The sequence below is a fragment of the Pseudomonas sp. WHRI 8519 genome, assembly GCF_040224055.2.
GTDB lineage: Bacteria > Pseudomonadota > Gammaproteobacteria > Pseudomonadales > Pseudomonadaceae > Aquipseudomonas > Aquipseudomonas putida_X.
In genome coordinates this window covers 1,173,469-1,198,783 of the sequence record NZ_CP167996.1, presented here as the reverse complement: position 1 = coordinate 1,198,783, position 25,315 = coordinate 1,173,469, and the positions used below count along the sequence as shown (strand labels likewise).

22 protein-coding genes are annotated in these 25,315 nt (G+C 61.0%); 15 read left to right on the top strand and 7 right to left on the bottom strand.

Annotation, left to right across the window (positions count from 1 at the left end):
• The first annotated feature begins 60 nt into the window (after positions 1-60).
• Positions 61-567 carry a hypothetical protein gene (locus ABRP30_RS05470; RefSeq protein ID WP_267821415.1) on the top strand — a complete coding sequence of 169 codons (507 nt, stop codon included), beginning with the start codon at positions 61-63 and terminating at the stop codon, positions 565-567.
• Positions 568-731: 164 nt separating this feature from the next.
• Here ABRP30_RS05470 and ABRP30_RS05465 read toward each other — a convergent pair whose 3' ends face one another.
• Positions 732-1,949 (bottom strand): argininosuccinate synthase, encoded by a 1,218-nt coding sequence (locus ABRP30_RS05465; protein WP_241804875.1) that lies wholly within the window; start codon positions 1,947-1,949, stop codon positions 732-734.
• A gap of 127 nt (positions 1,950-2,076) precedes the next feature.
• Positions 2,077-3,051 (bottom strand): OmpA family protein, encoded by a 975-nt coding sequence (locus ABRP30_RS05460; RefSeq protein WP_267821413.1) that lies wholly within the window; start codon positions 3,049-3,051, stop codon positions 2,077-2,079.
• A gap of 130 nt (positions 3,052-3,181) precedes the next feature.
• Here ABRP30_RS05460 and pyrC point away from each other — a divergent pair, with 130 nt between their 5' ends.
• Together pyrC and rnt are read left to right on the top strand one after the other, a co-directional pair.
• Positions 3,182-4,228: a dihydroorotase gene (gene pyrC, locus ABRP30_RS05455; RefSeq protein WP_267821412.1), complete on the top strand. Its 1,047-nt coding sequence runs from the start codon at positions 3,182-3,184 to the stop codon at positions 4,226-4,228.
• 59 nt (positions 4,229-4,287) lie between these two features.
• Entirely contained in the window at positions 4,288-4,899 is a 612-nt protein-coding gene (rnt, locus tag ABRP30_RS05450) for a ribonuclease T (RefSeq protein WP_372490474.1), read from the top strand.
• A gap of 177 nt (positions 4,900-5,076) precedes the next feature.
• On the opposite strand, the gene ABRP30_RS05445 is transcribed toward rnt, so the two are convergent.
• Positions 5,077-5,679 (bottom strand): peroxiredoxin, encoded by a 603-nt coding sequence (locus tag ABRP30_RS05445; protein ID WP_012273884.1) that lies wholly within the window; start codon positions 5,677-5,679, stop codon positions 5,077-5,079.
• Between the two features lie 213 nt (positions 5,680-5,892).
• Between ABRP30_RS05445 and ABRP30_RS05440 the strand changes: the two genes are divergently transcribed.
• Together ABRP30_RS05440 and bfr are read left to right on the top strand one after the other, a co-directional pair.
• Entirely contained in the window at positions 5,893-6,114 is a 222-nt protein-coding gene (locus ABRP30_RS05440; RefSeq protein WP_039601808.1) for a bacterioferritin-associated ferredoxin, read from the top strand.
• Positions 6,115-6,313: 199 nt separating this feature from the next.
• Positions 6,314-6,787: a bacterioferritin gene (gene bfr, locus ABRP30_RS05435; protein ID WP_012313030.1), complete on the top strand. Its 474-nt coding sequence runs from the start codon at positions 6,314-6,316 to the stop codon at positions 6,785-6,787.
• Between the two features lie 59 nt (positions 6,788-6,846).
• On the opposite strand, the gene grxD is transcribed toward bfr, so the two are convergent.
• Positions 6,847-7,182 (bottom strand): Grx4 family monothiol glutaredoxin, encoded by a 336-nt coding sequence (gene grxD / locus ABRP30_RS05430; RefSeq protein WP_241804870.1) that lies wholly within the window; start codon positions 7,180-7,182, stop codon positions 6,847-6,849.
• A 91-nt stretch (positions 7,183-7,273) separates the two neighbouring features.
• Positions 7,274-9,382, bottom strand: a complete 2,109-nt coding sequence (locus ABRP30_RS05425) for a molybdopterin oxidoreductase family protein (RefSeq protein ID WP_349976225.1) — start codon at positions 9,380-9,382, stop codon at positions 7,274-7,276.
• Positions 9,383-9,744: 362 nt separating this feature from the next.
• Here ABRP30_RS05425 and argF point away from each other — a divergent pair, with 362 nt between their 5' ends.
• Both argF and ABRP30_RS05415 read left to right on the top strand, forming a co-directional pair.
• Positions 9,745-10,665, top strand: a complete 921-nt coding sequence (argF, locus tag ABRP30_RS05420; RefSeq protein ID WP_046787764.1) for an ornithine carbamoyltransferase — start codon at positions 9,745-9,747, stop codon at positions 10,663-10,665.
• Positions 10,662-11,771 carry an ABC transporter ATP-binding protein gene (locus ABRP30_RS05415; protein WP_349976224.1) on the top strand — a complete coding sequence of 370 codons (1,110 nt, stop codon included), beginning with the start codon at positions 10,662-10,664 and terminating at the stop codon, positions 11,769-11,771. Before argF ends, ABRP30_RS05415 begins: the two co-directional genes overlap by 4 nt.
• 45 nt (positions 11,772-11,816) lie before the next feature.
• Here ABRP30_RS05415 and ybaK read toward each other — a convergent pair whose 3' ends face one another.
• Positions 11,817-12,287, bottom strand: coding sequence for a Cys-tRNA(Pro) deacylase (gene ybaK, locus ABRP30_RS05410; protein ID WP_267821399.1), 471 nt, complete (start codon positions 12,285-12,287; stop codon positions 11,817-11,819).
• 300 nt (positions 12,288-12,587) lie between these two features.
• Here ybaK and ABRP30_RS05405 point away from each other — a divergent pair, with 300 nt between their 5' ends.
• From ABRP30_RS05405 to glpD, 4 genes are all read left to right on the top strand, one after another.
• A complete protein-coding gene (locus ABRP30_RS05405) occupies positions 12,588-13,439 on the top strand; it encodes an MIP/aquaporin family protein (RefSeq protein WP_349976223.1) in 852 nt (283 codons plus the stop codon).
• A gap of 41 nt (positions 13,440-13,480) precedes the next feature.
• The gene (gene glpK / locus ABRP30_RS05400) at positions 13,481-14,980 is read left to right on the top strand and encodes a glycerol kinase GlpK (RefSeq protein WP_267821395.1); all 1,500 of its coding nucleotides are present in this window, start codon (positions 13,481-13,483) and stop codon (positions 14,978-14,980) included.
• A 112-nt stretch (positions 14,981-15,092) separates the two neighbouring features.
• Complete coding sequence (glpR, locus tag ABRP30_RS05395; protein WP_241804864.1) at positions 15,093-15,848, top strand: DNA-binding transcriptional repressor GlpR; 756 nt, start codon at positions 15,093-15,095, stop codon at positions 15,846-15,848.
• A 173-nt stretch (positions 15,849-16,021) separates the two neighbouring features.
• Positions 16,022-17,551, top strand: a complete 1,530-nt coding sequence (gene glpD, locus ABRP30_RS05390; protein WP_349976221.1) for a glycerol-3-phosphate dehydrogenase — start codon at positions 16,022-16,024, stop codon at positions 17,549-17,551.
• A gap of 35 nt (positions 17,552-17,586) precedes the next feature.
• Here glpD and ABRP30_RS05385 read toward each other — a convergent pair whose 3' ends face one another.
• Positions 17,587-21,717: an NEL-type E3 ubiquitin ligase domain-containing protein gene (locus ABRP30_RS05385; protein WP_349976220.1), complete on the bottom strand. Its 4,131-nt coding sequence runs from the start codon at positions 21,715-21,717 to the stop codon at positions 17,587-17,589.
• A gap of 337 nt (positions 21,718-22,054) precedes the next feature.
• On the opposite strand from ABRP30_RS05385, the gene ABRP30_RS05380 reads away from it, so the two are divergent.
• From ABRP30_RS05380 to ABRP30_RS05365, 4 genes are all read left to right on the top strand, one after another.
• Positions 22,055-22,972 carry a glutamate/aspartate ABC transporter substrate-binding protein gene (locus ABRP30_RS05380; protein WP_349976219.1) on the top strand — a complete coding sequence of 306 codons (918 nt, stop codon included), beginning with the start codon at positions 22,055-22,057 and terminating at the stop codon, positions 22,970-22,972.
• A 142-nt stretch (positions 22,973-23,114) separates the two neighbouring features.
• A complete protein-coding gene (locus ABRP30_RS05375) occupies positions 23,115-23,861 on the top strand; it encodes an amino acid ABC transporter permease (RefSeq protein ID WP_267821387.1) in 747 nt (248 codons plus the stop codon).
• Positions 23,862-24,533 carry an amino acid ABC transporter permease gene (locus ABRP30_RS05370; RefSeq protein ID WP_267821385.1) on the top strand — a complete coding sequence of 224 codons (672 nt, stop codon included), beginning with the start codon at positions 23,862-23,864 and terminating at the stop codon, positions 24,531-24,533. It abuts the gene before it with no gap.
• Positions 24,530-25,264 carry an amino acid ABC transporter ATP-binding protein gene (locus tag ABRP30_RS05365; protein ID WP_241804858.1) on the top strand — a complete coding sequence of 245 codons (735 nt, stop codon included), beginning with the start codon at positions 24,530-24,532 and terminating at the stop codon, positions 25,262-25,264. Before ABRP30_RS05370 ends, ABRP30_RS05365 begins: the two co-directional genes overlap by 4 nt.
• The last annotated feature ends 51 nt before the right edge of the window (positions 25,265-25,315 follow it).

The window sequence follows — 25,315 nt, the reverse complement described above, 5'->3', positions numbered from 1 at the left end:
CATAATTTGGTTGAGCGGCTCGGTAAGGTATTGATTGAAAAAACGCAGGAGGCCACTACCATGGCTGAAAACCAACCCACCGCCCCCATGACGATCATCGCCATCTTTGCAGGCATCATCGAGGCCTCTGCACTGGCGACACTTCCGTTTCTCAGCGAAAAAAGTCAGAGCCTCTATACCTGGTTTCTAGTGGGCTTTCCGTTCTTTCTGACCGGGCTGTTTTTCCTGACGCTGAACTTCAACTATAAATCACTGTACAAACCCGAAAGCACTTCCGCTGACGAGGCAACCAGTGCGCTGCAGCCAACGACGACTGTTTTACCTGTTATCCCCTCCTCGGCCAGTTCCGTGCAGAACGCTCGACAACCCTCACTCGAAGCGGAGCCTGTAACTGTCATGCTGTCAGGCCCTGATGCGCAAAGAATGATCGAGCAACATGTGCTGAGGACGCTTGCACAACCTCACGTCAATTCAGGCACCTGGGTTTACTGCAACCTGGACAAGCAACAATGTTTTCGCGTGTCGGTCTGTGAGTTGCCGGACAACGCGGCACACCTGAAGAATTGATCGGCCCACGGCCTTGCACGCCAGGTAAAACCTATTCGTGCATACAAAAACCCCGGCCGAGCCAGATGCCTGGCAGTTGAGCGAGAGGGGGCTGCTTTGCAGCCCGATGACGCTAACTGACTGGCATTAGCCCGAAACCGGGGTTCATGCAACAACAATGAGGCTTAGAGCAACGCGCGGCCCTTGTTGGCAGCGATACGCATGCGCAGTGCATTGAGCTTGATGAAGCCCGCAGCATCAGCCTGGTTGTACGCGCCACCATCTTCTTCGAAGGTCGCGATGTTGGCATCGAACAGCGAGTCGTCCGACTTGCGGCCGACCACGGTGACATTGCCTTTGTACAGCTTCAGGCGCACGACACCGTTCACGTTGACCTGCGAAGCGTCGATCATCTGCTGAAGCATCAGACGCTCCGGGCTCCACCAGTAGCCGGTGTAGATCAGGCTGGCGTACTTGGGCATCAGCTCGTCTTTCAGGTGTGCGACTTCGCGGTCGAGGGTGATCGACTCGATGGCACGGTGAGCCTTGAGCATGATGGTGCCGCCCGGGGTCTCGTAGCAGCCGCGCGACTTCATGCCCACGTAACGGTTTTCGACGATGTCCAGACGGCCGATACCGTTGGCACCACCAATGCGGTTCAGGTCGGCCAGGACGGTGGCCGGGGTCTTCTCGACGCCATCGATGGCGACGATGTCACCATTACGGTAGGTCAGTTCGAGGTAGGTCGCCTGGTCCGGCGCGTTCTCTGGCGAGACGCTCCAGCGCCACATGTCTTCTTCGTGCTCGGTCCAGGTATCTTCCAGCACACCGCCTTCATAGGAGATATGCAGCAGGTTGGCATCCATCGAGTACGGGGACTTCTTCTTGCCGTGGCGCTCGATCGGGATACCGTGCTTCTCGGCGTAGTCCATCAGCTTCTCGCGCGACAGCAGGTCCCACTCGCGCCATGGGGCGATGACCTTGACGCCCGGCTTGAGTGCATAGGCACCCAGCTCGAAACGCACCTGGTCGTTACCTTTGCCGGTAGCGCCGTGGGAAATGGCATCAGCGCCGGTTTCGTTGGCGATTTCGATCAGGCGCTTGGCGATCAGCGGACGGGCGATGGAAGTACCCAGCAGGTACTCGCCTTCGTAGACGGTGTTGGCGCGGAACATCGGGAAGACGAAGTCGCGCACGAATTCTTCGCGCAGGTCGTCGATATAGATCTCTTTGACGCCCATTGCCTGAGCTTTGGCGCGAGCCGGCTCGACTTCTTCGCCCTGACCCAGGTCAGCGGTGAACGTCACCACTTCGCAGTCGTAGGTATCCTGCAGCCACTTGAGAATCACCGAAGTATCAAGGCCGCCGGAATACGCCAGTACGACCTTTTTTACGTCCGCCATGCCATCACTCCACGGGGTTGTACGGAAAGGGGTCGATTCTACCGGCGTTGCGGATAAATTTACAGTGGCGCGACAGCTTCTGACGACAAAGCGACAGGAACTGTCGACGGGGCGACGCCCTGCAGCGTCAGGACGGTTTCGCGGCGGGCGGGGCAGCAGTAGCGCTGGCCGGGGCTGGCGCAGGCGCGGTCGCGGGTGCGGTCGCCGGGGCCGGGTGCTGGGCAGGTTGGGCGGCCGGCTTTTCCACCGGTGCAACACGATCCAGCTCGATATTGACGCGCCGGTTGCGTGCGCGGTTTGCGGCGCTGTTGTTCTTCACCAGGGGGTAACGTTCACCATGGAAGCGCACGGTGATCTGCTCCTCCGGCACCCCATGGGCTTTGAAGTAATCGGCAACCGCCAGCGCACGGCGCCGCGAGGTATCACGGTTGGTCAAGCGATTGCCGCTGTTGTCCGAGTGGCCATTGAGCTCGATATGGTTGACCGTCGGATCGGCCTTCAAATACTCCAGGACCACATCCAGTCGCGCGCGCGCCGCCGCATCCAGGTCGATGCCCCCCCCAGGGAACCCCACCTGCGTCTGACGCACCTGGTCATAGTTCATTGCCAGCATCTTGCCGGCGCAGGCCTGGTAATCACTCCACGCTTTGGCAAAACTGACCGGCAGCACACGCACTTCGATCGGCCGCCCCGCCTCCCCGGCGTAGCTTCGCACCACCGTGCTGCGGCCATCGAGCAGCCCGTTGATCAAGCGGCTGGCCTGGCCTTGGGAAGAACTGAACAGCACGCCAGTACGCGCCAGCCGCACCGCCCCCAGGTTGATATCGCCACGGCCAGGCTGCCAGGGGGCCGCAGCCGCCAGCAGCGTAGCGGAACCTGCGCCCAGCACAGTACTGCCGGAGCGCAGCTGGAACACTGGCTGCTCACCGGCCCGGCGCACGAACTCACCACTGCCGAAACCATCGATCGGCTGAATCAGGCGGCACTCGAACTGATCACCCTCGACTTTCCAGGCGATGTTTTCCATGCGGGTCTGGAAGGTCAATGCGCCGGCCGGCAGGCTGGCGAACAGGGTCAACAGGGCTAGGTAACGCTGGCGCACGGGAGGCTCCACTAATTCTGACGGCTTACAGGCAGGCTATCGGACGCTCGCCGGAAAACTTGATAGCCGTGCTCGGGCGAGGGTTTTCCGGTAGCATTGGGGCCTGAGTTCGACCCGCCTGGAATCCCCAATGTCCGATCGCCTGACCCTCCTGCGTCCCGACGACTGGCACATCCATCTGCGCGATGGTGCCGTCCTGCCCCATACCGTTGGCGATGTGGCGCGTACTTTCGCCCGTGCCATCATCATGCCCAACCTGGTTCCACCGGTACGCAATGCCGACGAAGCCGGGGCCTACCGTGAGCGCATCCTCAATGCCCGCCCGGCCGGTAGCCGCTTCGAGCCGTTGATGGTGCTGTACCTCACCGACCGCACCAGCCCCGAGGACATCCGCGCGGCCAAGGCCAGCGGCATCGTGTACGCCGCCAAGCTGTACCCGGCCGGCGCCACCACCAACTCCGATTCCGGCGTGACCAGCATCGACAATATCTTCCCGGCCATCGAAGCGCTGGCTGAGGTCGGCATGCCGTTGCTGGTGCATGGTGAAGTGACCCGCAGCGAGATCGACGTGTTCGACCGCGAAAAACGCTTCATCGACGAACACATGCGTCGCCTGGTCGAGCGCTTCCCCACGCTGAAAGTGGTGTTCGAGCACATCACCACGGCCGATGCAGCGCAATTCGTCACCGAGGCCCCCGCCAACGTCGGGGCGACCATCACCGCACAGCATCTGTTGTACAACCGCAACCACATGTTGGTCGGCGGCATTCGACCGCACTTCTACTGCCTGCCGATCCTCAAGCGCAACACCCATCAGGTGGCGCTGCTGGACGCGGCTACCAGTGGCAACCCGAAGTTCTTCCTCGGCACTGACTCGGCACCCCACGCCCGCCACGCCAAGGAAGCTGCCTGTGGTTGTGCCGGTTGCTACACCGCCTATGCGGCCATCGAGATGTACGCCGAAGCTTTCGAACAGCGTCATGCGCTGGACAAGCTGGAAGGTTTCGCCAGCCTGCATGGGCCGGCCTTCTATGGCCTGCCAGCGAATACCGACACCATTACCCTGGTCCGTGAAGAATGGACGGCCCCGGACAGCCTGCCGTTTGGCGATCAGACGGTGATCCCGCTGCGCGCCGGTGAAAAACTGCGTTGGCGCCTGCTGGAGGACAACGCGTGAGCGAAGACCTCTACGAAGACGACCAGGACGGGCAAGCCGGCAGCGGCTCCCGCCACCCGATGGCCGAGCGCTTCCGCGGCTACCTGCCGGTAGTGGTGGATGTGGAGACCGGCGGTTTCAACAGCGCCACCGATGCCCTGCTGGAAATCGCGGCGGTAACCATCGGTATGGACGAGAAAGGTTTCCTGTTTCCGGAGCACACCTACTTCTACCGTGTAGAGCCGTTCGAGGGGGCCAATATCGAGGCTGCCGCGCTGGAGTTCACCGGTATCAAGCTGGACCACCCGCTGCGCATGGCGGTGAGCGAAGACAGCGCGCTGACCGACATCTTTCGCGGCGTGCGCAAGGCATTGAAGGCCAATGGCTGCAAGCGGGCGATCCTGGTCGGCCACAACAGTAGCTTCGACCTGGGTTTCCTCAATGCCGCGGTAGCGCGCAACGATCTGAAGCGCAACCCGTTCCACCCGTTCTCCAGCTTCGACACCGCGACCCTGGCTGGCCTGGCGTACGGCCAGACCGTGCTGGCAAGGGCCTGCCAGAGCGCTGACATCGACTTCGACGGCCGTGAGGCGCACTCGGCACGTTACGACACCGAGAAGACCGCCGAACTCTTCTGCGGCATCGTCAACCGCTGGAAAGAGATGGGCGGCTGGCGCGATTTCAACGATTGAGGTGGAGCGGCAAGCTGCAAGCTGCAAGCTGCAAGAAAAAGCCAAAGCAGTACGCGGATCGCTCTTGCTTTAGCTTGAAGCTTGAAGCTTGAAGCTTGAAGCTTGAAGCTTGAAGCTTGCAGCTTGCAGCTAAAAAAAAACCGGCCACGAAGGCCGGTTTTTTTTGGCGCTCAGCAATTACAGCTTGCCAGCGTTCTCGCTCAGGTATGCAGCAACGCCTTCTGGCGAAGCGTTCATGCCCTTGTCGCCTTTTTTCCAGTTGGCCGGGCAGACTTCGCCGTGCTCTTCGTGGAATTGCAGGGCATCGACCAGACGCAGCAGCTCGTCCATGTTACGGCCCAGCGGCAGGTCATTGATGATCTGCGAACGGACGACACCGTTGGTATCGATCAGGAAAGCGCCACGGAAAGCCACGCCGCCTTCGGACTCAACGTCGTAGGCCTTGCAGATTTCGTGGGTCATGTCGGCTGCCAGGGTGTACTTGACCTGGCCGATACCGCCATTGTTGACCGGGGTGTTACGCCAGGCATTGTGGGTGAAGTGCGAATCGATCGAAACGCCGATCACTTCAACGTTGCGGGCCTGGAAGTCCGGAATGCGGTTGTCCAGGGCAATCAGCTCGGACGGGCATACGAAGGTGAAGTCCAGTGGGTAGAAGAACACCAGGCCGTACTTGCCCTTGATGGCCGAGGCCAGGTTGAAGCTGTCGACGATTTCGCCATTGCCCAGTACAGCCGGGACGGTGAAGTCGGGGGCTTTTTTGCCAACGAGTACGCTCATTGTAATCTCCAGATGAGGGTGAAGAACCGTTTGCCAGGCCAAGGCGGGCTTGCCCGACATCCAACAAAGGCCGACCATCATACACGGCTTCCGCTGACAGGCCGAATCCAACCGCCGGTCGCTCAAGCACGGCACTTACAGAAAGTGTTTTGACAAGCATTCTCATTACCATTACTCTCCACCCATCGACTCAACCAGCGATGGTCCGACTTTATGTATGTGTGTCTTTGTGTCGGCGTGACCGACGGACAGATCCGCGATGCGATCTATGAAGGATGCTGCAGCTACAAGGACGTCAGAGCCGCGACCAATGTCGCCAGCCAATGTGGCAAATGCGCCTGCCTGGCCAAGCAGGTCGTCCGCGAGACCCTGACCGAGCTTCAGGTGAGCCAGCAAGCCGCCCTGCCCTATCCGGTGGAATTTACCGCCGCCTGATATCGCCCAATTCGAAGAACCGGACCTCGCGTCCGGTTTTTTTATGCCTAAAATTCAATAAGTTAGCGCCCCAACGCGGTTCACAAACATTCTTATTCCTATTTATTTTCACTTATTATTCAATAACTTAGGTTTGACAGCCCTAAGTATCAGGCTCAAACTTCGCTGTATTGGCACACTTCTAGGGCAGGAACCCGCAATGAAAGGCGACGTAAGCGTCATCCAGCATCTCAACAAGATCCTCGGAAACGAGCTGGTCGCGATCAACCAGTACTTCCTGCACGCACGCATGTACGAAGATTGGGGCCTGAACAAGCTCGGCAAGCATGAGTACAAAGAATCCATCGACGAGATGAAACACGCTGACAAGTTGATCAAGCGTATTCTCTTCCTCGAAGGCATCCCTAACGTGCAGGACCTGGGCAAGCTGCTGATCGGCGAGCACACCAAGGAAATGCTCGAGTGCGACCTGAAGATCGAGCAGAAAGGCCTGATCGATCTCAAAGCCGCCATCGCCCACTGCGAAACCGTCGGTGACTTCGGCTCGCGTGAACTGCTTGAAGACATCCTCGAATCCGAGGAAGAACACATCGACTGGCTGGAAACTCAATTGAGCCTGATCGACAAGATCACCATCGAGAACTACCTGCAGTCGCAGATGGGCGAAGAATAAATTCCAACCCCATAAAAAAACCCGCCATGAGCGGGTTTTTTTTCATGCTTGCCGGAAGATCAGGCTTCAGAAGCCTTGGCCTTGGCAGCGGCGTCCTTGATCAGTGCTTGAAGCTCACCGTTCTCGAACATCTCCAACATGATGTCGCTGCCGCCGACCAGCTCGCCAGCTACCCACAGTTGCGGGAAAGTCGGCCAGTTGGCGTACTTGGGCAGGTTGGCGCGGATTTCCGGGTTCTGCAGGATATCCACGTAAGCAAACTTTTCGCCACAACCCATCACAGCTTGCGATGCCTTGGCCGAGAACCCGCATTGCGGGGCATTCGGCGAGCCCTTCATGTAAAGCAGAATGGTGTTGTTGGCAATCTGCTCTTTGATCGTTTCGATGATATCCATGGAACACCTCGTCTGAACTTTCCGACTCGATGGTCGGCACGGTGACGCATTGTATCGGAAACCTGAGCCTTGTGCTCGGCCTTGCCGGTGCTCAGGCGGCACTCACTTGCACGGGTACGCCATTGAGCGCCGCATTTCCGGACACAGCATCACGCAGGCGCTCATCGGTCAGGTCATTGGCACTGATGCCGGGTTGCGCCTGGGCGATCTGCAGATTGACGCCCTGGCGGCCATGACCGAAGCCATGGGGCAGGCTGACCACGCCAGGCATGATGTCCTCACAGGCCTGCACCTCGACTTCCAGGTCACCGGTGCGCGAGCGGATACGCACCCGCTGGCCATCCTCCAACTGCCGCTGACGCATGTCCTGGGGATGCATCAACAACTGATGGCGTGGCTTACCTTTGACCAGGCGATGGTAGTTGTGCATCCATGAGTTGTTGCTGCGTACATGACGACGGCCAATAAGCAGTAAATCACCCGCGGCCGTCGGCACGCATTCAGCCAACCGGCGCAAGTCATCCAGCACAACCTGGGGCGCCGCTTCCACGGCTTTGCTGGCCGTTGCCAGACGCCCTCGCAGGTTAGCGCCCAGGGGGCCCAGATCGAGGCCATGGGGATATTGATCGAGCGTTTCGAGGGAAAGCTTGCGGGGACTTTCGTCGCCATAGCGGCCCTTGCGCAACGCCAGGTCGATCATCTGCGCAGGTGCGAGGGTCGGTTTCAGCTCCTGGTCTGCACGCTTGGCAAAGGCTTGCGCCAGGCCTACGAATATTTCCCAGTCGTGCAACGCGCCTGCAGGCTTGGCCAGTATGGCCCGGTTGAAGCGGGTGACATTGCGCACAGCCAACAGGTTGAAGGTGCTGTCGTAATGGTCGTTTTCCAGTGCCGAGGTAGACGGCAGGATCAGGTCGGCGTGGCGGGTCGTCTCGTTGATGTACAGGTCGATGCTGAGCATGAACTCCAGCCCCTGCAGCGCCACGTCCAACTGCCTGCCATTGGGTGTGGACAGCACCGGGTTACCGGCCACGGTGACCAGGGCCCGCACCTGCCCCTCGCCCGGCGTGAGCATTTCCTCGGCCAAGGCCGCCACGGGCAGTTCACCACCGTACTCGGGCAACCCCGATACGCGGCTCTGCCAGGCATTGAAATGCCCGCCCGAGGTACTGGCCACCAGGTCCACGGCAGGCTCGGTGCACAGTGCACCACCTTGACGATCCAGGTTGCCGGTTACCAGATTGATCACTTGCACCAGCCAGTGGCACAGGGTGCCGAACGCCTGTGTCGATACCCCCATGCGGCCATAGCAGACCGCCTTGTCCGCAGCGGCGAAATCCCGCGCCAGCTGGCGAATGCTGACAGCGTCGATGCCGCACTGGGCGCTCATGACCTCGGCGGTGAACGGCTGGATCGCCGTGCGTACCTGCTCCAGGCCGTTGACTGGCAGATGCGAACCTCTCGCCAGGCCTTCGTCGAAGAGGGTGTTGAGCAAAGCGCAGAGCAACGCCGCATCGCCGCCGGGGCGCACGAACAGGTGCTGGCTTGCCATGGCCGCAGTTTCACTGCGCCGCGGGTCCACCACCACCAGTTGCCCGCCTCTGGCTTTCAAGGCCTTGAGGCGCTTCTCCACATCCGGCACGGTCATGATGCTGCCATTGGAGGCCAACGGGTTGCCACCGAGGATCAGCATGAAATCGGTGTGATCGATGTCCGGGACCGGCAACAGCAGGCCGTGGCCATACATCAGGTAACTGGTCAGGTGCTGCGGTAACTGGTCCACCGAAGTTGCGGAGAAACGGTTGCGTGTCTTGAGTAGCCCCAGAAAGTAGTTGCTGTGGGTCATCAAGCCATAGTTGTGCACGCTCGGGTTGCCTTGGTAAACCGCCACGGCGTTGCGCCCATGCGCCTGCTGTATCGACCACAGCTTGTCGGCGGCCAGGGCAAACGCCTCCTCCCAACTGATGGCCTGCCACTGGCCCCCCACCCGTCGATGCGGTTGGCGCAGGCGGTCCGGGTCATCCTGGATATCCTGCAGCGCCACGGCCTTTGGGCAGATGTGGCCACGGCTGAACGGGTCCAGGGGATCGCCCTTGATCGCGCTGATGCGCGCGCTCCCGTCGTGTTCGTGGCTCACCTCGATGTTCAGCCCACAGATCGCCTCACACAGGTGGCAGGCACGGTGGTGCAGGGTCTTGGTCATGGCGGCCTCTGCCTCGCAATTATCGAACCTCGACTATGGGCCCCCGCCCCGCACCCTGCCAGCGCGCTTCGCCGTGTGAATCTACCGACATCAGGCGCACGATTTGCGACAGCCATTTGCCAACTTGCCAGCAAGCCGTGTAAAACCTGTGTAGCAAATAAAAAACAGCGCAGGCTCAAGGGGTAATGACACCCTTTGCAACAGAGCCGCTGTTCCCCCTCTTGGTTTCAGGCGACATTTAATTATAGTATTGCGCCTTTCCCCATTTCGTCCGCCCCGTGCGGCTTACGCCGCAGGTCACTCCCGTTGTCAAAAAAACCATACGGTCGACCTGCATACCGTTGCAGATAAGGTAGTCAATCATGAGCGCTAGGCACTTTCTCTCCCTGCTGGATTTCACCACCGACGAATTGCTCGGTGTGATCCGCCGAGGCATCGAGCTGAAGGACCTGCGCAAGCGCGGCGTGCTGTTCGAACCGCTGAAAAATCGTGTGCTGGGCATGATCTTCGAGAAATCCTCCACCCGGACCCGGGTGTCGTTCGAAGCCGGCATGATCCAGCTCGGCGGCCAGGCCATCTTCCTGTCGCCACGCGACACCCAGCTGGGCCGGGGCGAGCCGATCAGCGACAGCGCCATCGTGCTGTCGAGCATGGTCGATGCGGTGATGATCCGCACCCACGCGCACAGCACCCTCACCGAATTCGCCGCCAACTCGCGTGTACCGCTGATCAATGGCCTGTCCGATGAGTCGCACCCGTGCCAATTGCTGGCCGACATGCAGACGTTCCACGAGCACCGTGGCGCCATCCAAGGCAAGACCGTGGCCTGGATCGGCGATGGTTTCAATATGTGCAACTCGTACATCGAGGCCGCCCGGCAGTTCGATTTCCAGTTGCGTATCGCCTGCCCAGAGGGTTATGACCCGGATCCACGCTTCATGGCACTGGGCGCAGATCGCGTGCAGATCATCCGAGATCCGCGTGAAGCCGTACGTGGCGCGCATCTGGTGACCACCGATGTCTGGACTTCCATGGGCCAAGAAGAGGAAACTGCACGGCGTCTGGCGCATTTCGCGCCTTACCAGGTCACCCGCGAACTGCTTGACCTGGCGGCACCCGATGCCCTGTTCATGCACTGCCTGCCCGCCCATCGCGGCGAGGAAATCAGCCATGACCTGCTCGACGACCCCCGTTCGGTCGCGTGGGACCAGGCTGAAAACCGCCTGCATGCACAGAAGGCCCTTCTCGAATTCCTTGTCGAACCGGCTTACCACCACGCATGAGTCAACCCCTACTGCTCAACCTGCGCAACCTCGCCTGCGGCTACGGCGACCAGCGCATCGTCCAGAACCTCAACCTGCACCTGAACGCAGGCGACATTGGTTGCCTGCTGGGTTCGTCGGGGTGCGGCAAGACCACCACCTTGCGCGCCATAGCCGGCTTCGAGCCGGTCCACGAAGGTGAGATCCAGCTGGCGGGCGAAGTGATTTCCCGCGCCGGTTTCACCCTGTCCCCGGAGAAGCGCCGCATAGGCATGGTGTTCCAGGACTACGCGCTGTTCCCCCACCTGACCGTGGCGCAAAACATTGCCTTCGGCATCGCCAAGCACCCCGCCCAGGGGCAGGTGGTCGAGGAAATGCTCGACCTGGTCAAGCTCGGTGGGCTCGGCGGGCGGTATCCACACGAGCTCTCTGGTGGCCAGCAACAGCGCGTGGCCCTGGCCCGCGCGCTGGCCCCCGAGCCGCAATTGCTGCTGCTCGATGAGCCGTTCTCCAACCTGGACGTCGAGTTGCGCAGGCGCCTGAGCCACGAGGTCCGTGACATCCTCAAAAGCCGCGGTACCAGCGCGATTCTGGTGACCCATGACCAGGAAGAAGCCTTCGCGGTCAGCGACCATGTGGGTGTGTTCAAGGAAGGCCGGCTGGAGCAGTGGGACACGCCCTACAACCTCTACCATGAGCCGCAGACGCCATTCGTCGCCAGTTTCATCGGCCAGGGTTATTTCATACGTGGCCAGATGAGCAGCCATGAGGCAGTCAACACCGAGCTCGGTGAGCTGCGGGGTAACCGCGCCTACATCATGGCGCCCGGCAGCTCGGTAGACGTGCTGCTGCGCCCCGACGATATCGTCCCGGACGCGAACAGCGCATTGCGCGCGAGCATCGTGGGCAAGAGCTTCCTGGGTGCATCGACGCTGTACCGGCTGCAGTTGCCGACAGGCAGCCAGCTGGAAGCGATCTTCCCCAGCCATATCGATCACCAGGTAGGCGAGCAGGTCGGCATAAGCGTGAAGGCTGACCATTTGGTGCTGTTCCCGGTCCCTGGCAGTGTCGCGGCGCAGTTGCCACGGCAGGAAAACGGGGTGCGTCGCTACAGCTCAGCGACCTGATTCGGCCATTCGGCCAAGGGGCTGCAAGGCGGCCCCTTGCGCTGGTCAACCCCGGCCGATACTGGCGAAGGTGCCTTGGGTGTGCTCGGCCAGTACAGCGGCAGCCAGTTCGACTTCCAACCCCCGCCGCCCCGCACTGACATGGATAGTTGCAAAACGCTGCGCCGATTCGTCGATGAAGGTGCGCAGACGCTTTTTCTGCCCCAGCGGGCTGATGCCACCCACCAGGTAGCCGGTGGCACGCTGAGCTGCCGTGGGGTCAGCCATCTCGCATTTTTTCACGCCGGCGGCGTGAGCTAGCGCCTTGAGGTCCAGCGTTCCCACCACAGGCACAACAGCCACCAGCAACTCACCCTTCTCACTGCTGGCCAACAAGGTCTTGAACACCTGCTGCGGTTCCAGCCCCAGTTTTTCAGCCGCCTCCAGCCCATAAGACGCCGACTTGGGATCGTGTTCGTAACTGTGCACGCGATGGGGCGCGCGCGTTTTTTTCAGAAGATCGAGGGCCGGGGTCATGCAGTGCTCCGCTCCGAGACAATTCGGCGGCTACTTTAGGGCAAATCCTACACTCCAGCCAGTTAGCAACTGACACGCCGCTCTAGCTTGGGATTCACGACCGCATTCAACGCTCAGATCGTGACTGACCGTTCACTTTCGACCTTTGACATAAGCGTTTCTTGTCTATATTTTTTCGTTTCTGAATAAATGGTGCACTTTTTAAGTGCATTCCTACCTGTGCCCGGGGTCAATGGGGATGGACGCCGGACTTTGCTGTCGAGCGCTTAGCGCCTCACAACAAAAACAAAGAGGTCATACATGACGACTGCTCTACGCGAACCCACGCTGTCCAGCCAATGCCTGGCCGAATTCCTCGGCACGGCACTGCTCATCTTTTTCGGCACAGGGTGCGTCGCCGCCCTCAAGGTCGCGGGCGCCAGCTTTGGCCTGTGGGAAATCAGCATCATCTGGGGCGTCGGCGTGAGCATGGCGATCTACTTCACCGCCGGCATCTCTGGTGCGCACCTGAACCCGGCCGTGAGCATCGCCCTTACCCTGTTCGCAAGCTTCGACAAACGCAAACTGCCGTTCTACATGCTGGCCCAGGTTTGTGGGGCCTTCTGCGGTGCAGCGCTGGTCTATACCCTGTACAGCAACCTGTTCTTCGATTTCGAACAAGCCCACGCCATGCTGCGCGGCAGTCGCGAAAGCCTGGAGCTGGCGGCGGTGTTCTCCACCTACCCGCACCCATCGCTTTCCACCGCACAAGCGTTTCTGGTCGAAGTGGTGATCACTGCAATCTTGATGGCGGTCATCATGGCCCTGACCGACGACAACAACGGCTTGCCCCGTGGTGCGATGGCACCGCTGCTGATCGGCCTGTTGATCGCCGTGATCGGTAGCGCCATGGGCCCGCTGACCGGCTTCGCGATGAACCCGGCCCGCGATTTCGGGCCCAAACTGATGACCTTCCTGGCCGGCTGGGGCGAAATCGCCTTCACTGGCGGTCGGGACATCCCTTATTTCCTGGTTCCGGTGTTCGCGCCGATCTTCGGTGCCTGCCTGGGTGCTGCGACCTATCGTGGCTTGATCGCCCGCAACCTGCCGACGGCTCAATGCGCGGACCCAGAGACAAACGGTAATCGCCAGGGCGATACTCAAGCCAACTGATGCTGGCGCCCTGACCTCCTCATTTTGCAAGGCCTATGACCATGACAGATACCCAGGACAAGAACTACATCATCGCCCTGGACCAGGGCACCACCAGCTCGCGGGCGATCATCTTCGACCGTGACGCCAATGTGGTTGGCACCTCCCAGCGCGAGTTCGCCCAGCATTATCCGCAAGCCGGCTGGGTCGAACATGACCCGATGGAGATCTTCGCCACACAGAGCGCGACCATGGTCGAAGCCCTGGCGCAGGCCGGCATCAGCCATGCCCAGGTCGCCGCATTGGGCATCACCAACCAACGTGAAACCACGGTGGTGTGGGACAAGGAAACCGGGCGCCCGGTGTACAACGCCATCGTCTGGCAGTGCCGCCGCAGCACAGAGATCTGCGCACAACTCAAGCGCGACGGGCATGAACAATACATTCGCGAAACCACTGGCCTGGTCACCGATCCGTACTTCTCCGGCACCAAGCTCAAGTGGATCCTCGACAATGTAGAGGGCGTACGTGAGCGGGCCGAACGCGGCGAGCTGTTGTTCGGCACCGTGGATACCTGGCTTATCTGGAAGTTTTCCGGTGGCAAGGTGCATGTCACCGACTACACCAACGCTTCGCGCACACTGATGTTCAACATCCACAGCCTGCAGTGGGATGACACGCTGCTCGAAATTCTCGGCATCCCGCGCCAGATGCTGCCTCAGGTGCGCCCGTCTTCCGAAGTCTACGGCCACACCAAGAGCGGCATCGCCATCGCCGGTATCGCCGGTGACCAGCAGTCAGCGCTGTTCGGCCAGATGTGCGTGGAACCCGGCCAGGCCAAGAACACCTATGGCACGGGTTGCTTCCTGCTGATGAACACCGGCGACAAAGCCGTAACCTCGTCCCACGGCCTGCTCACCACCATTGCCTGCGGACCACGAGGTGAAGTGGCCTATGCCCTGGAAGGCGCTGTGTTCAACGGCGGCTCCACCGTGCAATGGCTGCGCGACGAACTGAAGATCGTCAACGATGCCCTGGACACCGAGTACTTCGCCAGCAAGGTCAAGGACAGCAACGGGGTGTACCTGGTGCCCGCCTTCACGGGCCTGGGCGCACCGTACTGGGACCCTTACGCCCGCGGCGCGCTGTTCGGCCTGACCCGTGGGGTGAAAGTCGACCACATCATCCGCGCGGCATTGGAGTCGATCGCCTATCAGACCCGCGACGTGCTCGACGCCATGCAGCAGGACTGCGGCCAACGCCTTTCCGAGTTGCGCGTCGACGGTGGCGCGGTGGCCAACAATTTCCTCATGCAGTTTCAGGCCGACATCCTCGGCACCTGCGTAGAGCGCCCGAAAATGCGTGAAACCACGGCCCTTGGCGCCGCTTACCTGGCGGGCCTGGCCTGTGGTTTCTGGAGTGGCCTGGACGAGCTGCGTGACAAGGCAATCATCGAACGCGAATTCAGCCCGCAACTTGAGCAAGCGCAGAAGGAAAAACTCTACGCCGGCTGGCGCAAAGCCGTCGAGCGCACCCGCGACTGGGAAGATCACGAGGCCTGATCACCCTGGGCAGGGGCTGCTTCGCGGCCCCGCCATGCCATGGCCTACTGGCCGTAGTCTGTTTCCTACGGCATCATTGCAGAATTTGTCCGGCAGCCCATAAGGACCGCCCATGAATCTGCCCCCACGCCAACAACAAATCCTCGAGCTGGTCCGCGAACGCGGCTACGTCAGCATCGAGGAAATGGCGCAGTTATTCGTCGTCACTCCGCAAACCATCCGTCGCGACATCAATCAGCTCGCTGAGCTCAATCTGCTGCGCCGCTACCACGGTGGGGCAGCCTATGACTCGAGTATCGAGAACACTGCTTACGCCATGCGCGCCGACCAGATGCGTGACGAAAAACAGCGCATTGCCGACGCCGTGGCCCGGCAAATTCCCGATCATGCTTCGCTGTTCATCAATATCGGCACCACCACCGAGTCGATTGCCCGGGCGCTGCTCAACCACAGCCACTTGAAGGTCATCACCAATAACCTGCACGTGGCCGCGATCCTGGCAGCCAAGGATGATTTCGAAGTATTGGTCGCAGGTGGCACCGTACGCCGTGACGGTGGCGTGGTCGGCCAGGCCAGCGTCGACTTCATCAGCCAGTTCAAGGTCGACTTCGCTTTGGTCGGTATCAGCGGTATCGATGAAGACGGCAGCCTGCTGGATTTCGATTACCAAGAGGTACGCGTATCTCAGGCGATCATCGCCAACGCCCGTCAGGTCATCCTGGCGGCGGACTCCAGCAAATTCGGGCGTAACGCCATGGTCCGCCTGGGCTCGATCAGCCTGGTCGACTGCCTGGTGACCGACCAGCCGCCATCGCCTGCATTGAGTGAATTGCTCAACCAGAACAAGATCCGCCTCGACGTGGTGTGAAACGCAAGCGGGCCCGGAAGGGCTCGCCATTTTCGATATTGTTCACTTTCTTGCCATCCGATCAGTTTTTTCTATGAACAGTGACTGGCGATGGGCGTTCTGTTGCGCTAGTATTTTCGGAAACGAACATTAATGTTCATATTCGATGTGAACAGCCCCAGGAGGCCTTGCCCGTGTCCCAGCCCGTTTCGTCCCAGCCCCTACTTGCCGATTGCTATGACCTTGCCGTGATCGGCGGGGGCATCAACGGCGTGGGCATTGCTGCCGACGCCGCCGGGCGTGGCCTGAAGGTCTTCCTCTGCGAGAAGGACGACTTGGCCCAGCACACCTCGTCGGCCAGCAGCAAGCTGATCCATGGCGGCCTGCGTTACCTGGAACACTATGAATTCCGCCTTGTGCGGGAGGCCCTGGCCGAGCGCGAAGTGCTGTTGGCCAAGGCACCGCACATCGTCAAACCGATGCGCTTCGTGCTGCCGCACCGCCCGCACCTGCGCCCGGCATGGATGATCCGTGCCGGCCTGTTCCTTTACGATCACCTGGGCAAACGCAAGCGTCTGGGTGCCTCGCGCAGCCTGCGCTTCGGCCCGGGTTACCCGCTCAAGCCAGCCATCACCCGCGGTTTCGAATATGCCGACTGCGCGGTCGACGACGCCCGCCTGGTGGTGGTCAACGCCATGGCTGCACGCGAACATGGCGCGCACATTCGTACCCGCACCCGCTGCCTGCGCGCAGAACGTGTCGACGGCCTGTGGCAGGTAGAGCTGCAGCACGCCGACGGCAGCCTGCAGACCATTCGCGCGCGCGCCTTGGTCAACGCCGCCGGTCCGTGGGTCGCCCGGTTCATCAAGGATGACCTCAAGCTCACTGCGCCGTACGGCATTCGACTGATCCAGGGCAGCCACCTCATCGTGCCGCGCCTGTACGAAGGGGATCATGCCTACATCCTGCAGAACGAGGACCAACGGATTGTATTCTGCATCCCGTACCTGGACCGCTTCACCCTGGTCGGCACCACCGATCGCGAATACAGCGGCGATCCCGCCAAGGTGGCGATCACCGAGCAGGAAACCGGCTATCTGCTCGACGTGGTCAACGCTCATTTCAATCATCAGTTGAGCGCCAGCGATATCCTGCACACCTACTCTGGCGTGCGTCCGCTGTGCAACGACGAATCGGACAACCCGTCGGCAGTCACCCGTGACTACACCCTGGCGCTGTCGGCCACTCAGGGCGAGGCGCCGTTGCTGTCGGTGTTCGGCGGCAAACTGACCACGTACCGCAAGCTTGCCGAGTCGGCCATGGCAGAACTCAAGCCGTTCTTCAGCCAGATGGGCCAGAGCTGGACCGCCAGCTCAGCACTGCCCGGCGGGGAAGGCATGAGCACACCTCAGGTACTGGTCGACGAACTGCTCGCCCAGCATCCATGGCTTGCCGTGGATATCGCCAAGCGCTGGGCCGTGACCTATGGCAGCCGCACCTGGCAGGTGCTGGAGGGGGTCAACGGCCCTGACGATCTTGGCCAGGCGATCGGCGGTGGTTTGTTCGCCCGTGAAGTCGATTACCTGCGCGATAGCGAGTGGGCCATCAGTGCCCAGGACATCCTCTGGCGGCGGACCAAGCTGGGTTTGTTCACCAGCGAGAGCGAGCAACGCGCATTGGCCGATTATCTTGCGCAAGGTGACGCTCGCAGCGACGCCGCCTGAACTTTGCACGGCGACCGCCAGGCGGTCGCCGGTTCTCAGGCTTCCCGCTCGTATGCCTCCCTGGCCAGCTCCAGGTAAAGCGCACGCTCCTCGGCATTGAGCGCTGCCATCAATGCATCGGCACGCTCGAGGTAAAGCTGCTCGCCAGACTCGCCCGTCTCGCGCTCGAACGCCTCCAACTGCTCATGGTAAGGCGCAGCGAGCGCTTCGAACCGCTCGGGGTAGCGGTTGCGCACATAGCCTTGCCAAAACTCCCGCTGCGCCAGCGCATTGCTCAGTGCCTCGGTACTTTCACCGGCAACGACCTGTGCGCGGGCGCGCAGAATCCGTGTTCCCGTTACACCGCTGTGCTCGGGGTAATGCATGTGCTGTGGCTGGGCCGGCAAGCCCAGGGGGTCAGCCAGGTTGACCCGATAGGCAAGGTAAACCTCAATGTCATCCACCGACGCGTAAGGGTTCTGGCGCATCTCCTCGATGTGCCGGGTCGCGATACTGTCTACCTGATCCAGGCGATAGAGCGAGCGCCCCAGCCGTAGCAAGGTGGCTTCGGCGCGCGCTGTGCCAGCCTCCGCGCTGTGCAAGGCGATGTGGGCCCTGACTTCCAGTTGGCTGAGTATGAGCAGCAACTGATCCTCGCAGGTTCTGGGCCCTTGCACCTGCCAGAAAACGGCCTCACGCACATCGGTGTTGTCTGCACAAAGCTCAAGAATCCGCCATACCCTGGCACGGTAGTAGCGCGGGTGGTCACGGAAATCGTCAGACCTGGCAAAATCCGCCAGATACCTGAACAGGTCTGCCGATTGCGGTTCTTCGGCCAACCTCGCCCATAGCGCTCTGCGCTGTTCCAGCAAGTCCCCGGTAATGCTGCCCAACCACCGCTCTTGCAGGTTGGCATCGGCGATGGCGTGATGGTAAGAGCTGCGCCGATTCGCGGGGTAGTCACTGCTGGCACTGCGCGAAAGCAATGACTCACTGGCCTCATCCAGCGGGTTGTCGTGTAACGACAGGCGCTGCAATCGACCATTGAGGTTGCGTAGATCATCGGTGACTTGGCGGATCTGGTTTTCACGGAAATCGACAAGCCCCCTCCACGGCAACGCCGAAGCGTTGGGCAACGCTTGCAGCCCTGTGGCGCGCAACGATACTTCGCGCAAGTGGCGCAACCCGGAAAGGTCGGGGACCAGGCCCAGCGGGTTGTAGGTCAGATCCAGCTGCTGCAGCATGGAAAGGCTTGCCAGCCGGAGATTGCTCTGAGCATCGAAGGCAATCCGGTTCCCTGCCAGGTGCAGCCTGCGCAGAGCGGTCAGGCGCTCCAGGCCTGCCGGCAGGGTGACCAACTGATTGTCCCGCAGGTCGAGCTCACGAACGCCGGTGAACCTGAGCAGGAACTGTTCATCCATGTGGTCGAGGCTCATGTTACGCAACGTCAACCGCTGGACATGAGTGAATTCGACGCCTTCGGGGAGGATCGGCAGGCTGCCCACCAGTTCACCCTCGATATGCAGGCTGAAATCGTCACCTGCCAAGCCTGCCGTCTTGCGCCGCCAGGCCCGGCGGATCTGGCTGGCCACACGTTGTCGCCTGCGCCCATCCAAGAAGCTCACGCGCTCACGTTGCCAGGCATCCAGCGCGTCGCGCAAGCTATCCAGCTGCCGCTGCAGCGTGCTGAGGTGGTCCCAGAGCCCGATGCGGCGCTGCATCAGGTCACCCAGGTAGGCGTCAAGTTGTGCGTCGGTCAGGGTTGGGAAGATTTCATGTATCCCGCGGCGAATCGCCTGACGGCTACTTTCTCCCCTTCCACTGAGTGCATAACCGAAACGGCCGTCAGCGAAGCGCTGCGGCGGGCGAAAGCGTTCTCCGATCGGCCGCAAGCCCATCAACTGAGCTGTCTTTTGCCGGTCAGCGCTGGCCACTTGAGCAACCCTGTTGCCTAAAGCACGGGCGTCAACCGAGCCCTCCCCGAGCGCCACTTTCTGGCCCTCCTCAAGTGTCTGAATCAGGCAGGCCAACAACCCTTGGCCAATTATTGGCTGCGTGGCATCACTCAGCTGATAGCCCTGCTCGGTCTGCACAAGGCACCGCACGCGGGTCGCAGTGATGCTTCCCACCGATGCGAGCAGCCGCCCCTTCGCTTCGCCCAGGCGCAGTTCAATGCGAACCGAAGCCGGCCAGGGCGCGAGTTCGTTGACCCACTTGAGCACCAGGCGCTGAGTGGCATCGTTGACCGCGCCTTGGTGCTCGAACCCCAGCAACGCACGGTCCAGGCGGCTTTCGCGCAAGAGCCAACGGGCGCGCTCGGCCATTTCCAAGGGTATACGGCCAGTGGTGAGCAACGCCTTGACCTGCTCACCACTGGCCTGTTCGAGCACGCTTTCAGCGCCGCGAACGGACAGCCCAGGGAAGACCCTGATCAGCAATGCGCCAGCAGCGGAAGGCTGATCTTGCCGAGCTGCCAGTTCACGCTCCAGGGCGGCCCCCTGCAGGTGCGGCTCAAGGGTATGGAGTTCGTGGCGCTCCTGGGCATCGAGCAGGCGAGCAGGAGGAGCTTCGCCCTGCAGGTGCACGTGGCGCAGGTGATCCTGCTCAAGCCCGGTGACGCGTAGTAGCGTTTCGGCACTTTGGTCTGATATTTGCGCCCAGCGCCCACCTAAGCTGCGCAAAAGTGCCCCACCACCGTCGATGTGGTGAGCCGAAACGGGCCGGTCCGCCAGCCGGTATCGCCCCTCACCCTCATGCAAGGGGGTAAGCGCATCGACAAAAGGGATGCGCTCAAGCACCCGGCCTACACCTACCTGCGCGGCGCCGATCACCGTGCCGACCGCCAGGTTCTCTGCCACGCCAAACAGGTGATCCAGCGCCCCCTGGCGATCGCCAATGCGCCAGTCGGCGTAACCTTTGTACACCTCGCTGACAACGTCCACCGCTGCCACGGCCATCATCACCTCGCCCAACACCGGAACGAACAGCGCCGCCAGGTTGAGCAGATCGAAGCCAGCACTCTTGAGCACTTCCAGGCGCTGATGTCGCTCGATCGCAGTCTCGTCACCGGTGGGCACTGCCAGGACCCTTGCATCATCGAGTATCTTGTCCACCTGCTGGGCCCGCAGATAGGCGAACAAGGGCATATCGATCGAGAAATTGCGCCCATCCAGATCAACTGGCTGCTTGCCGTCGCTCGCCTGGATCAGGCGTTCGAGGGTTGCCGTGAAGGTCGGTTTATCACGCTCACTGATGAATCGACAGAAAAACGAACGGTAATGGGGTGCACGCAGGTGTTTGGCCAACGACTGATAGAGGGCGGCCCAGGTGGGGTACCTGGCGATCTGCCGGTAGGGATCCTGTGGTATCCAACTGATGATTCCCGAGAGCGGCCCTGCGGCACTGTCGCGCATCTCGAAGGCTACGGGGCCATGGATGCGTTTGCCCAACAGGTACAGCTGGCGAGGCGTGGCGATGCCTGATGCCGCCGGCACGATAGGTTTGCTTGCGCACACAGGCAACAGACGCAGGTAGTCGACATCGTCCAGCTCAGACTTGATCCTGGCCATGCGCACCGCGACTTCCATCTTCGCGCGCAGGTTCTCTTCGAGCACGCGCTCCACCGCTGCGCGGGCAAACCCCTCAGGCGCAGGGGGCCTGCTTTTCGGAAACAGCCGCGCGTGCAACATTTCCTGGTAGCGCCCCCCTATATCCAGCGTTCTGCAACAGCTGGCAAACGCTTCGAATGCCAGCGGCAGCTTGATGCCGTGAACGTCCTGCAGATGGGCACGGCGATGAACCGAGGAACGCGTCTCGGCCTCATGGAAGTTGTGCAACGCCGCCGTCAGCAAAGGCTGGTTGCTATGTAGCGTCGTCCACGGGGTATGCAGACGGGGCGCCGCACTGGGCAAAGGCACATCGTTCTCGATGTAGACCTTCATGTTGCGCACGTCTGCGTCGGCCAGGCCACTTTGCCCCAGCGCAGTCTCGAGCAACGGCGTGGCAAAGGCCTCGATGCTTGGCATCTGCGCCAATAGGTTTCTGACGCCTTCAGCAGCGGCCTGCTGATGACGCAACGCCCGGTGCAGGGTGAGAAGCAGATCGACATCGGCAGACTTCAACCAGCCTGGCAGCTGGCCGGCGATGAAGGCATCGACGGAATCGGAAGGAATCGCAATGGCGGACACGGTATGAGCTCCTGGTGGTTAGCCAGCGAGCTCATCATGTGTTTCGCGCCCTCAGGTGATACTTAAATCTGGGAGCGGAACGCGGTGCAAGTAATCGTTCGGATTGCCGAACGCGACTTATCAACTCATTCGGTGTTCCGACCAATCCGTGGTGCAGAAAAACCTTCACAGAGGGTTCATGCCCAGGCTTTGCGCGGGGTTATGATCTGTCACAGGGCTTGGCACGACTCATGCTCTACACTTGGTAGCCGAATGCACTCGCTTCTTGCTGTATTCGTTGAACGAAAGAGTCCGCCAACGGCTCCATAAAAAAAACAAACACGTCGAGGAAAATTTGATGCGTATCGTTCGTCAATTGCTGGGCGCCGCCATCGCGGCCGCTGTGATCGCTTCGCCGGCCATGGCCGAAGAACTGACTGGCACCCTGAAGAAGATCAAGGATTCGGGCACCATCACCCTGGGCCACCGCGACTCCTCCATCCCGTTTTCCTACCTGGCCGGTAAACCCGAGCCTGTGGGCTACTCCCACGACATCCAGATGGCCGTGGTCGACGCCCTGAAGAAGCGACTGGGCACCGACATCAAGGTCAGGTACAACCTCGTCACCTCCCAGACCCGCATCCCGCTGGTGCAGAACGGCACCGTCGACCTTGAGTGCGGCTCCACCACCAACAACGTCGAGCGCCAGCAGCAAGTCGCCTTCTCGGTGGGCATCTTCGAAGTCGGCACGCGCCTGCTGACCAAGGTCAAGGATGGCCAACCCTCCTATAAAGACTTTACCGACCTGGGCGGCAAGAACGTGGTGACCACCGCCGGCACCACCTCCGAGCGCATCCTCAAGGCGATGAACGCCGACAAGCAGATGAAGATGAACGTGATTTCCGCCAAGGACCACGGTGAAGCCTTCAACATGCTCGAAAGCGGCCGCGCCGTGGCCTTCATGATGGACGATGCCCTGCTGGCCGGTGAAATGGCCAAAGCGCGCAAGCCTGCGGACTGGGTCATCACCGGCACGCCGCAGTCTTACGAGATCTACGGCTGCATGATGCGCAAGGGTGACGAGAGCTTCAAGAAAGCCGTCGACGATGCCATCGTGGATTACTTCAAATCCGGCGAGGTCAACAAGAGCTACGAAAAGTGGTTCCAGCAGCCGATCCCGCCAAAAGGCCTGAACCTTGAGTTCCCGATGAGCGATGAACTGAAAAAGCTGATCGCCGAGCCGACTGACAAGGCCGCGGACGAGAAGAAATCCTGATCCTCAGTTAGTGGCCGGGTGCGCACGCGCACGAATCAATCCTGCAAGCCACTCATTAGTGTCTAACCTTTCCTCCGAGGGCGCCAAGCGCCCCCGGATGCTCGAAGGTGCCCGTGAAACAACCGTCTGAGGGGAAATCCCGATGAATTACAACTGGGACTGGGGCGTGTTCTTCAAGTCCACCGGCGTGGGCAGCGAAACCTATCTGGACTGGTACATCACCGGTCTGGGCTGGACCATCGCCATCGCCATCTCCGCCTGGATCATCGCGCTGCTGCTGGGCTCGTTGCTTGGCGTCATGCGTACCGTGCCGAACCGCCTGGTATCGGGTATCGCCACCGCCTACGTAGAGCTGTTCCGCAACGTACCGCTGCTGGTGCAACTGTTCATCTGGTACTTCCTGATACCAGACCTGCTGCCTGAAGGCCTGCAGGAGTGGTTCAAGCAGGACCTCAACCCGACCACCTCGGCATTGATCAGCGTGGTCATCTGCCTGGGCCTGTTCACCGCCGCCCGCGTGTGCGAACAGGTGCGCACCGGCATCCAGGCGCTGCCGCGCGGCCAGGAAGCTGCCGCCCGCGCCATGGGCTTCAGCCTGCCGCAGATCTACAACAACGTGCTCTTGCCGCAAGCGTACCGGATCATCATTCCGCCGCTCACCTCCGAGTTCCTCAACGTGTTCAAAAACTCTTCGGTGGCATCGCTGATCGGCCTGATGGAGCTGCTGGCACAGACCAAACAGACCGCAGAGTTTTCCGCCAACCTGTTCGAGGCGTTCACCCTGGCCACGCTGATCTACTTCACCCTGAACATGGGCCTGATGCTGCTGATGCGCCTGGTCGAGAAAAAAGTCGCCGTGCCTGGCCTGATTTCCGTGGGGGGCAAGTAAATGGAAATGGATTTCAGCGAAATCATCCCGGCCCTGCCCGCCCTCTGGGAGGGTATGGTCATGACCCTCAAGCTGATGGTCATGGGCGTGATCGGCGGTATCGTGCTGGGCACGCTTCTGGCATTGATGCGCTTGTCGTCGAACAAGCTGCTTTCGAACCTCGCCGGTGCCTACGTCAACTACTTCCGCTCGATCCCGCTGCTGCTGGTGATCACCTGGTTCTATCTGGCCGTGCCTTTCGTGCTGCGCTGGATCACCGGGGAGGACACCCCGGTGGGCGCCTTCACCTCGTGCGTGGTGGCCTTCATGATGTTCGAGGCCGCCTACTTCTGTGAAATCGTCCGCGCCGGCGTGCAGTCGATTTCCAAAGGCCAGATGGGCGCCGCGCAAGCACTGGGCATGAACTACGCCCAGACCATGCGCCTGATCATCCTGCCCCAGGCCTTCCGCAAGATGACCCCGCTGCTGCTGCAGCAGAGCATCATCCTGTTCCAGGACACCTCGCTGGTCTACACCGTGGGCCTGGTAGACTTCCTCAACTCAGCCCGTTCCAACGGCGACATCATTGGGCGCTCCCATGAGTTCCTGATCTTCGCCGGGGTCGTCTATTTCCTCATCAGCTTCTCCGCTTCGTGGCTGGTCAAGCGCCTGCAAAAAAGGATCACCGTATGATTTCCATCAAGAACGTCAACAAGTGGTACGGCGACTTCCAGGTACTGACCGACTGCAGCACCGAGGTCAAGAAAGGTGAAGTGGTGGTGGTGTGCGGCCCTTCGGGCTCGGGTAAATCCACACTGATCAAGTGCGTCAACGCCCTGGAACCGTTCCAGAAGGGCGACATCGTGGTCGATGGCACGTCGATTGCCGACCCCAAGACCAACCTGCCCAAGTTGCGCTCGCGCGTCGGCATGGTGTTCCAGCACTTCGAGCTGTTCCCGCACCTGACCATCACCGAGAACCTGACCATCGCTCAACGCAAGGTACTGGGCCGCAGTGAAGAGGAGGCCACCAAGAAGGGCCTGGCCCTGCTCGAGCGGGTCGGCCTCAGCGCCCACGCCAAGAAGCACCCAGGCCAACTCTCCGGTGGCCAGCAACAACGTGTGGCGATCGCCCGCGCCCTGGCCATGGACCCGATCGTCATGCTGTTCGACGAGCCGACCTCGGCGCTGGACCCGGAAATGGTCAGCGAAGTGCTGGATGTGATGGTGCAGTTGGCCAACGAAGGCATGACCATGATGTGCGTGACCCACGAGATGGGCTTTGCCCGCAAGGTCGCCAACCGGGTCATCTTCATGGACAAGGGCAGCATTATCGAGGACTGCACCAAGGAAGAGTTCTTCGGTGACCAAGGTACCCGCGACCAACGCACCCAGCATTTCCTCAGCAAGATCCTGCAACACTGAGCCGGCCACAGTGACCGCTGCCCAGGGCTCCACCGGGCAGCGGATGCTGGT

What these genes read in the sequence shown, in the direction of transcription:
- ABRP30_RS05470 (WP_267821415.1), top strand. Translation starts at nt 61, where the DNA reads ATGGCTGAAAACCAACCCACCGCCCCCATGACGATCATCGCCATCTTT.
- ABRP30_RS05465 (WP_241804875.1), bottom strand. Translation starts at nt 1,949, where the DNA reads ATGGCGGACGTAAAAAAGGTCGTACTGGCGTATTCCGGCGGCCTTGAT.
- pyrC (WP_267821412.1), top strand. Translation starts at nt 3,182, where the DNA reads ATGTCCGATCGCCTGACCCTCCTGCGTCCCGACGACTGGCACATCCAT.
- rnt (WP_372490474.1), top strand. Translation starts at nt 4,288, where the DNA reads ATGGCCGAGCGCTTCCGCGGCTACCTGCCGGTAGTGGTGGATGTGGAG.
- ABRP30_RS05445 (WP_012273884.1), bottom strand. Translation starts at nt 5,679, where the DNA reads ATGAGCGTACTCGTTGGCAAAAAAGCCCCCGACTTCACCGTCCCGGCT.
- ABRP30_RS05440 (WP_039601808.1), top strand. Translation starts at nt 5,893, where the DNA reads ATGTATGTGTGTCTTTGTGTCGGCGTGACCGACGGACAGATCCGCGAT.
- bfr (WP_012313030.1), top strand. Translation starts at nt 6,314, where the DNA reads ATGAAAGGCGACGTAAGCGTCATCCAGCATCTCAACAAGATCCTCGGA.
- grxD (WP_241804870.1), bottom strand. Translation starts at nt 7,182, where the DNA reads ATGGATATCATCGAAACGATCAAAGAGCAGATTGCCAACAACACCATT.
- ABRP30_RS05425 (WP_349976225.1), bottom strand. Translation starts at nt 9,382, where the DNA reads ATGACCAAGACCCTGCACCACCGTGCCTGCCACCTGTGTGAGGCGATC.
- argF (WP_046787764.1), top strand. Translation starts at nt 9,745, where the DNA reads ATGAGCGCTAGGCACTTTCTCTCCCTGCTGGATTTCACCACCGACGAA.
- ABRP30_RS05415 (WP_349976224.1), top strand. Translation starts at nt 10,662, where the DNA reads ATGAGTCAACCCCTACTGCTCAACCTGCGCAACCTCGCCTGCGGCTAC.
- ybaK (WP_267821399.1), bottom strand. Translation starts at nt 12,287, where the DNA reads ATGACCCCGGCCCTCGATCTTCTGAAAAAAACGCGCGCGCCCCATCGC.
- ABRP30_RS05405 (WP_349976223.1), top strand. Translation starts at nt 12,588, where the DNA reads ATGACGACTGCTCTACGCGAACCCACGCTGTCCAGCCAATGCCTGGCC.
- glpK (WP_267821395.1), top strand. Translation starts at nt 13,481, where the DNA reads ATGACAGATACCCAGGACAAGAACTACATCATCGCCCTGGACCAGGGC.
- glpR (WP_241804864.1), top strand. Translation starts at nt 15,093, where the DNA reads ATGAATCTGCCCCCACGCCAACAACAAATCCTCGAGCTGGTCCGCGAA.
- ABRP30_RS05380 (WP_349976219.1), top strand. Translation starts at nt 22,055, where the DNA reads ATGCGTATCGTTCGTCAATTGCTGGGCGCCGCCATCGCGGCCGCTGTG.
- ABRP30_RS05375 (WP_267821387.1), top strand. Translation starts at nt 23,115, where the DNA reads ATGAATTACAACTGGGACTGGGGCGTGTTCTTCAAGTCCACCGGCGTG.
- ABRP30_RS05370 (WP_267821385.1), top strand. Translation starts at nt 23,862, where the DNA reads ATGGAAATGGATTTCAGCGAAATCATCCCGGCCCTGCCCGCCCTCTGG.
- ABRP30_RS05365 (WP_241804858.1), top strand. Translation starts at nt 24,530, where the DNA reads ATGATTTCCATCAAGAACGTCAACAAGTGGTACGGCGACTTCCAGGTA.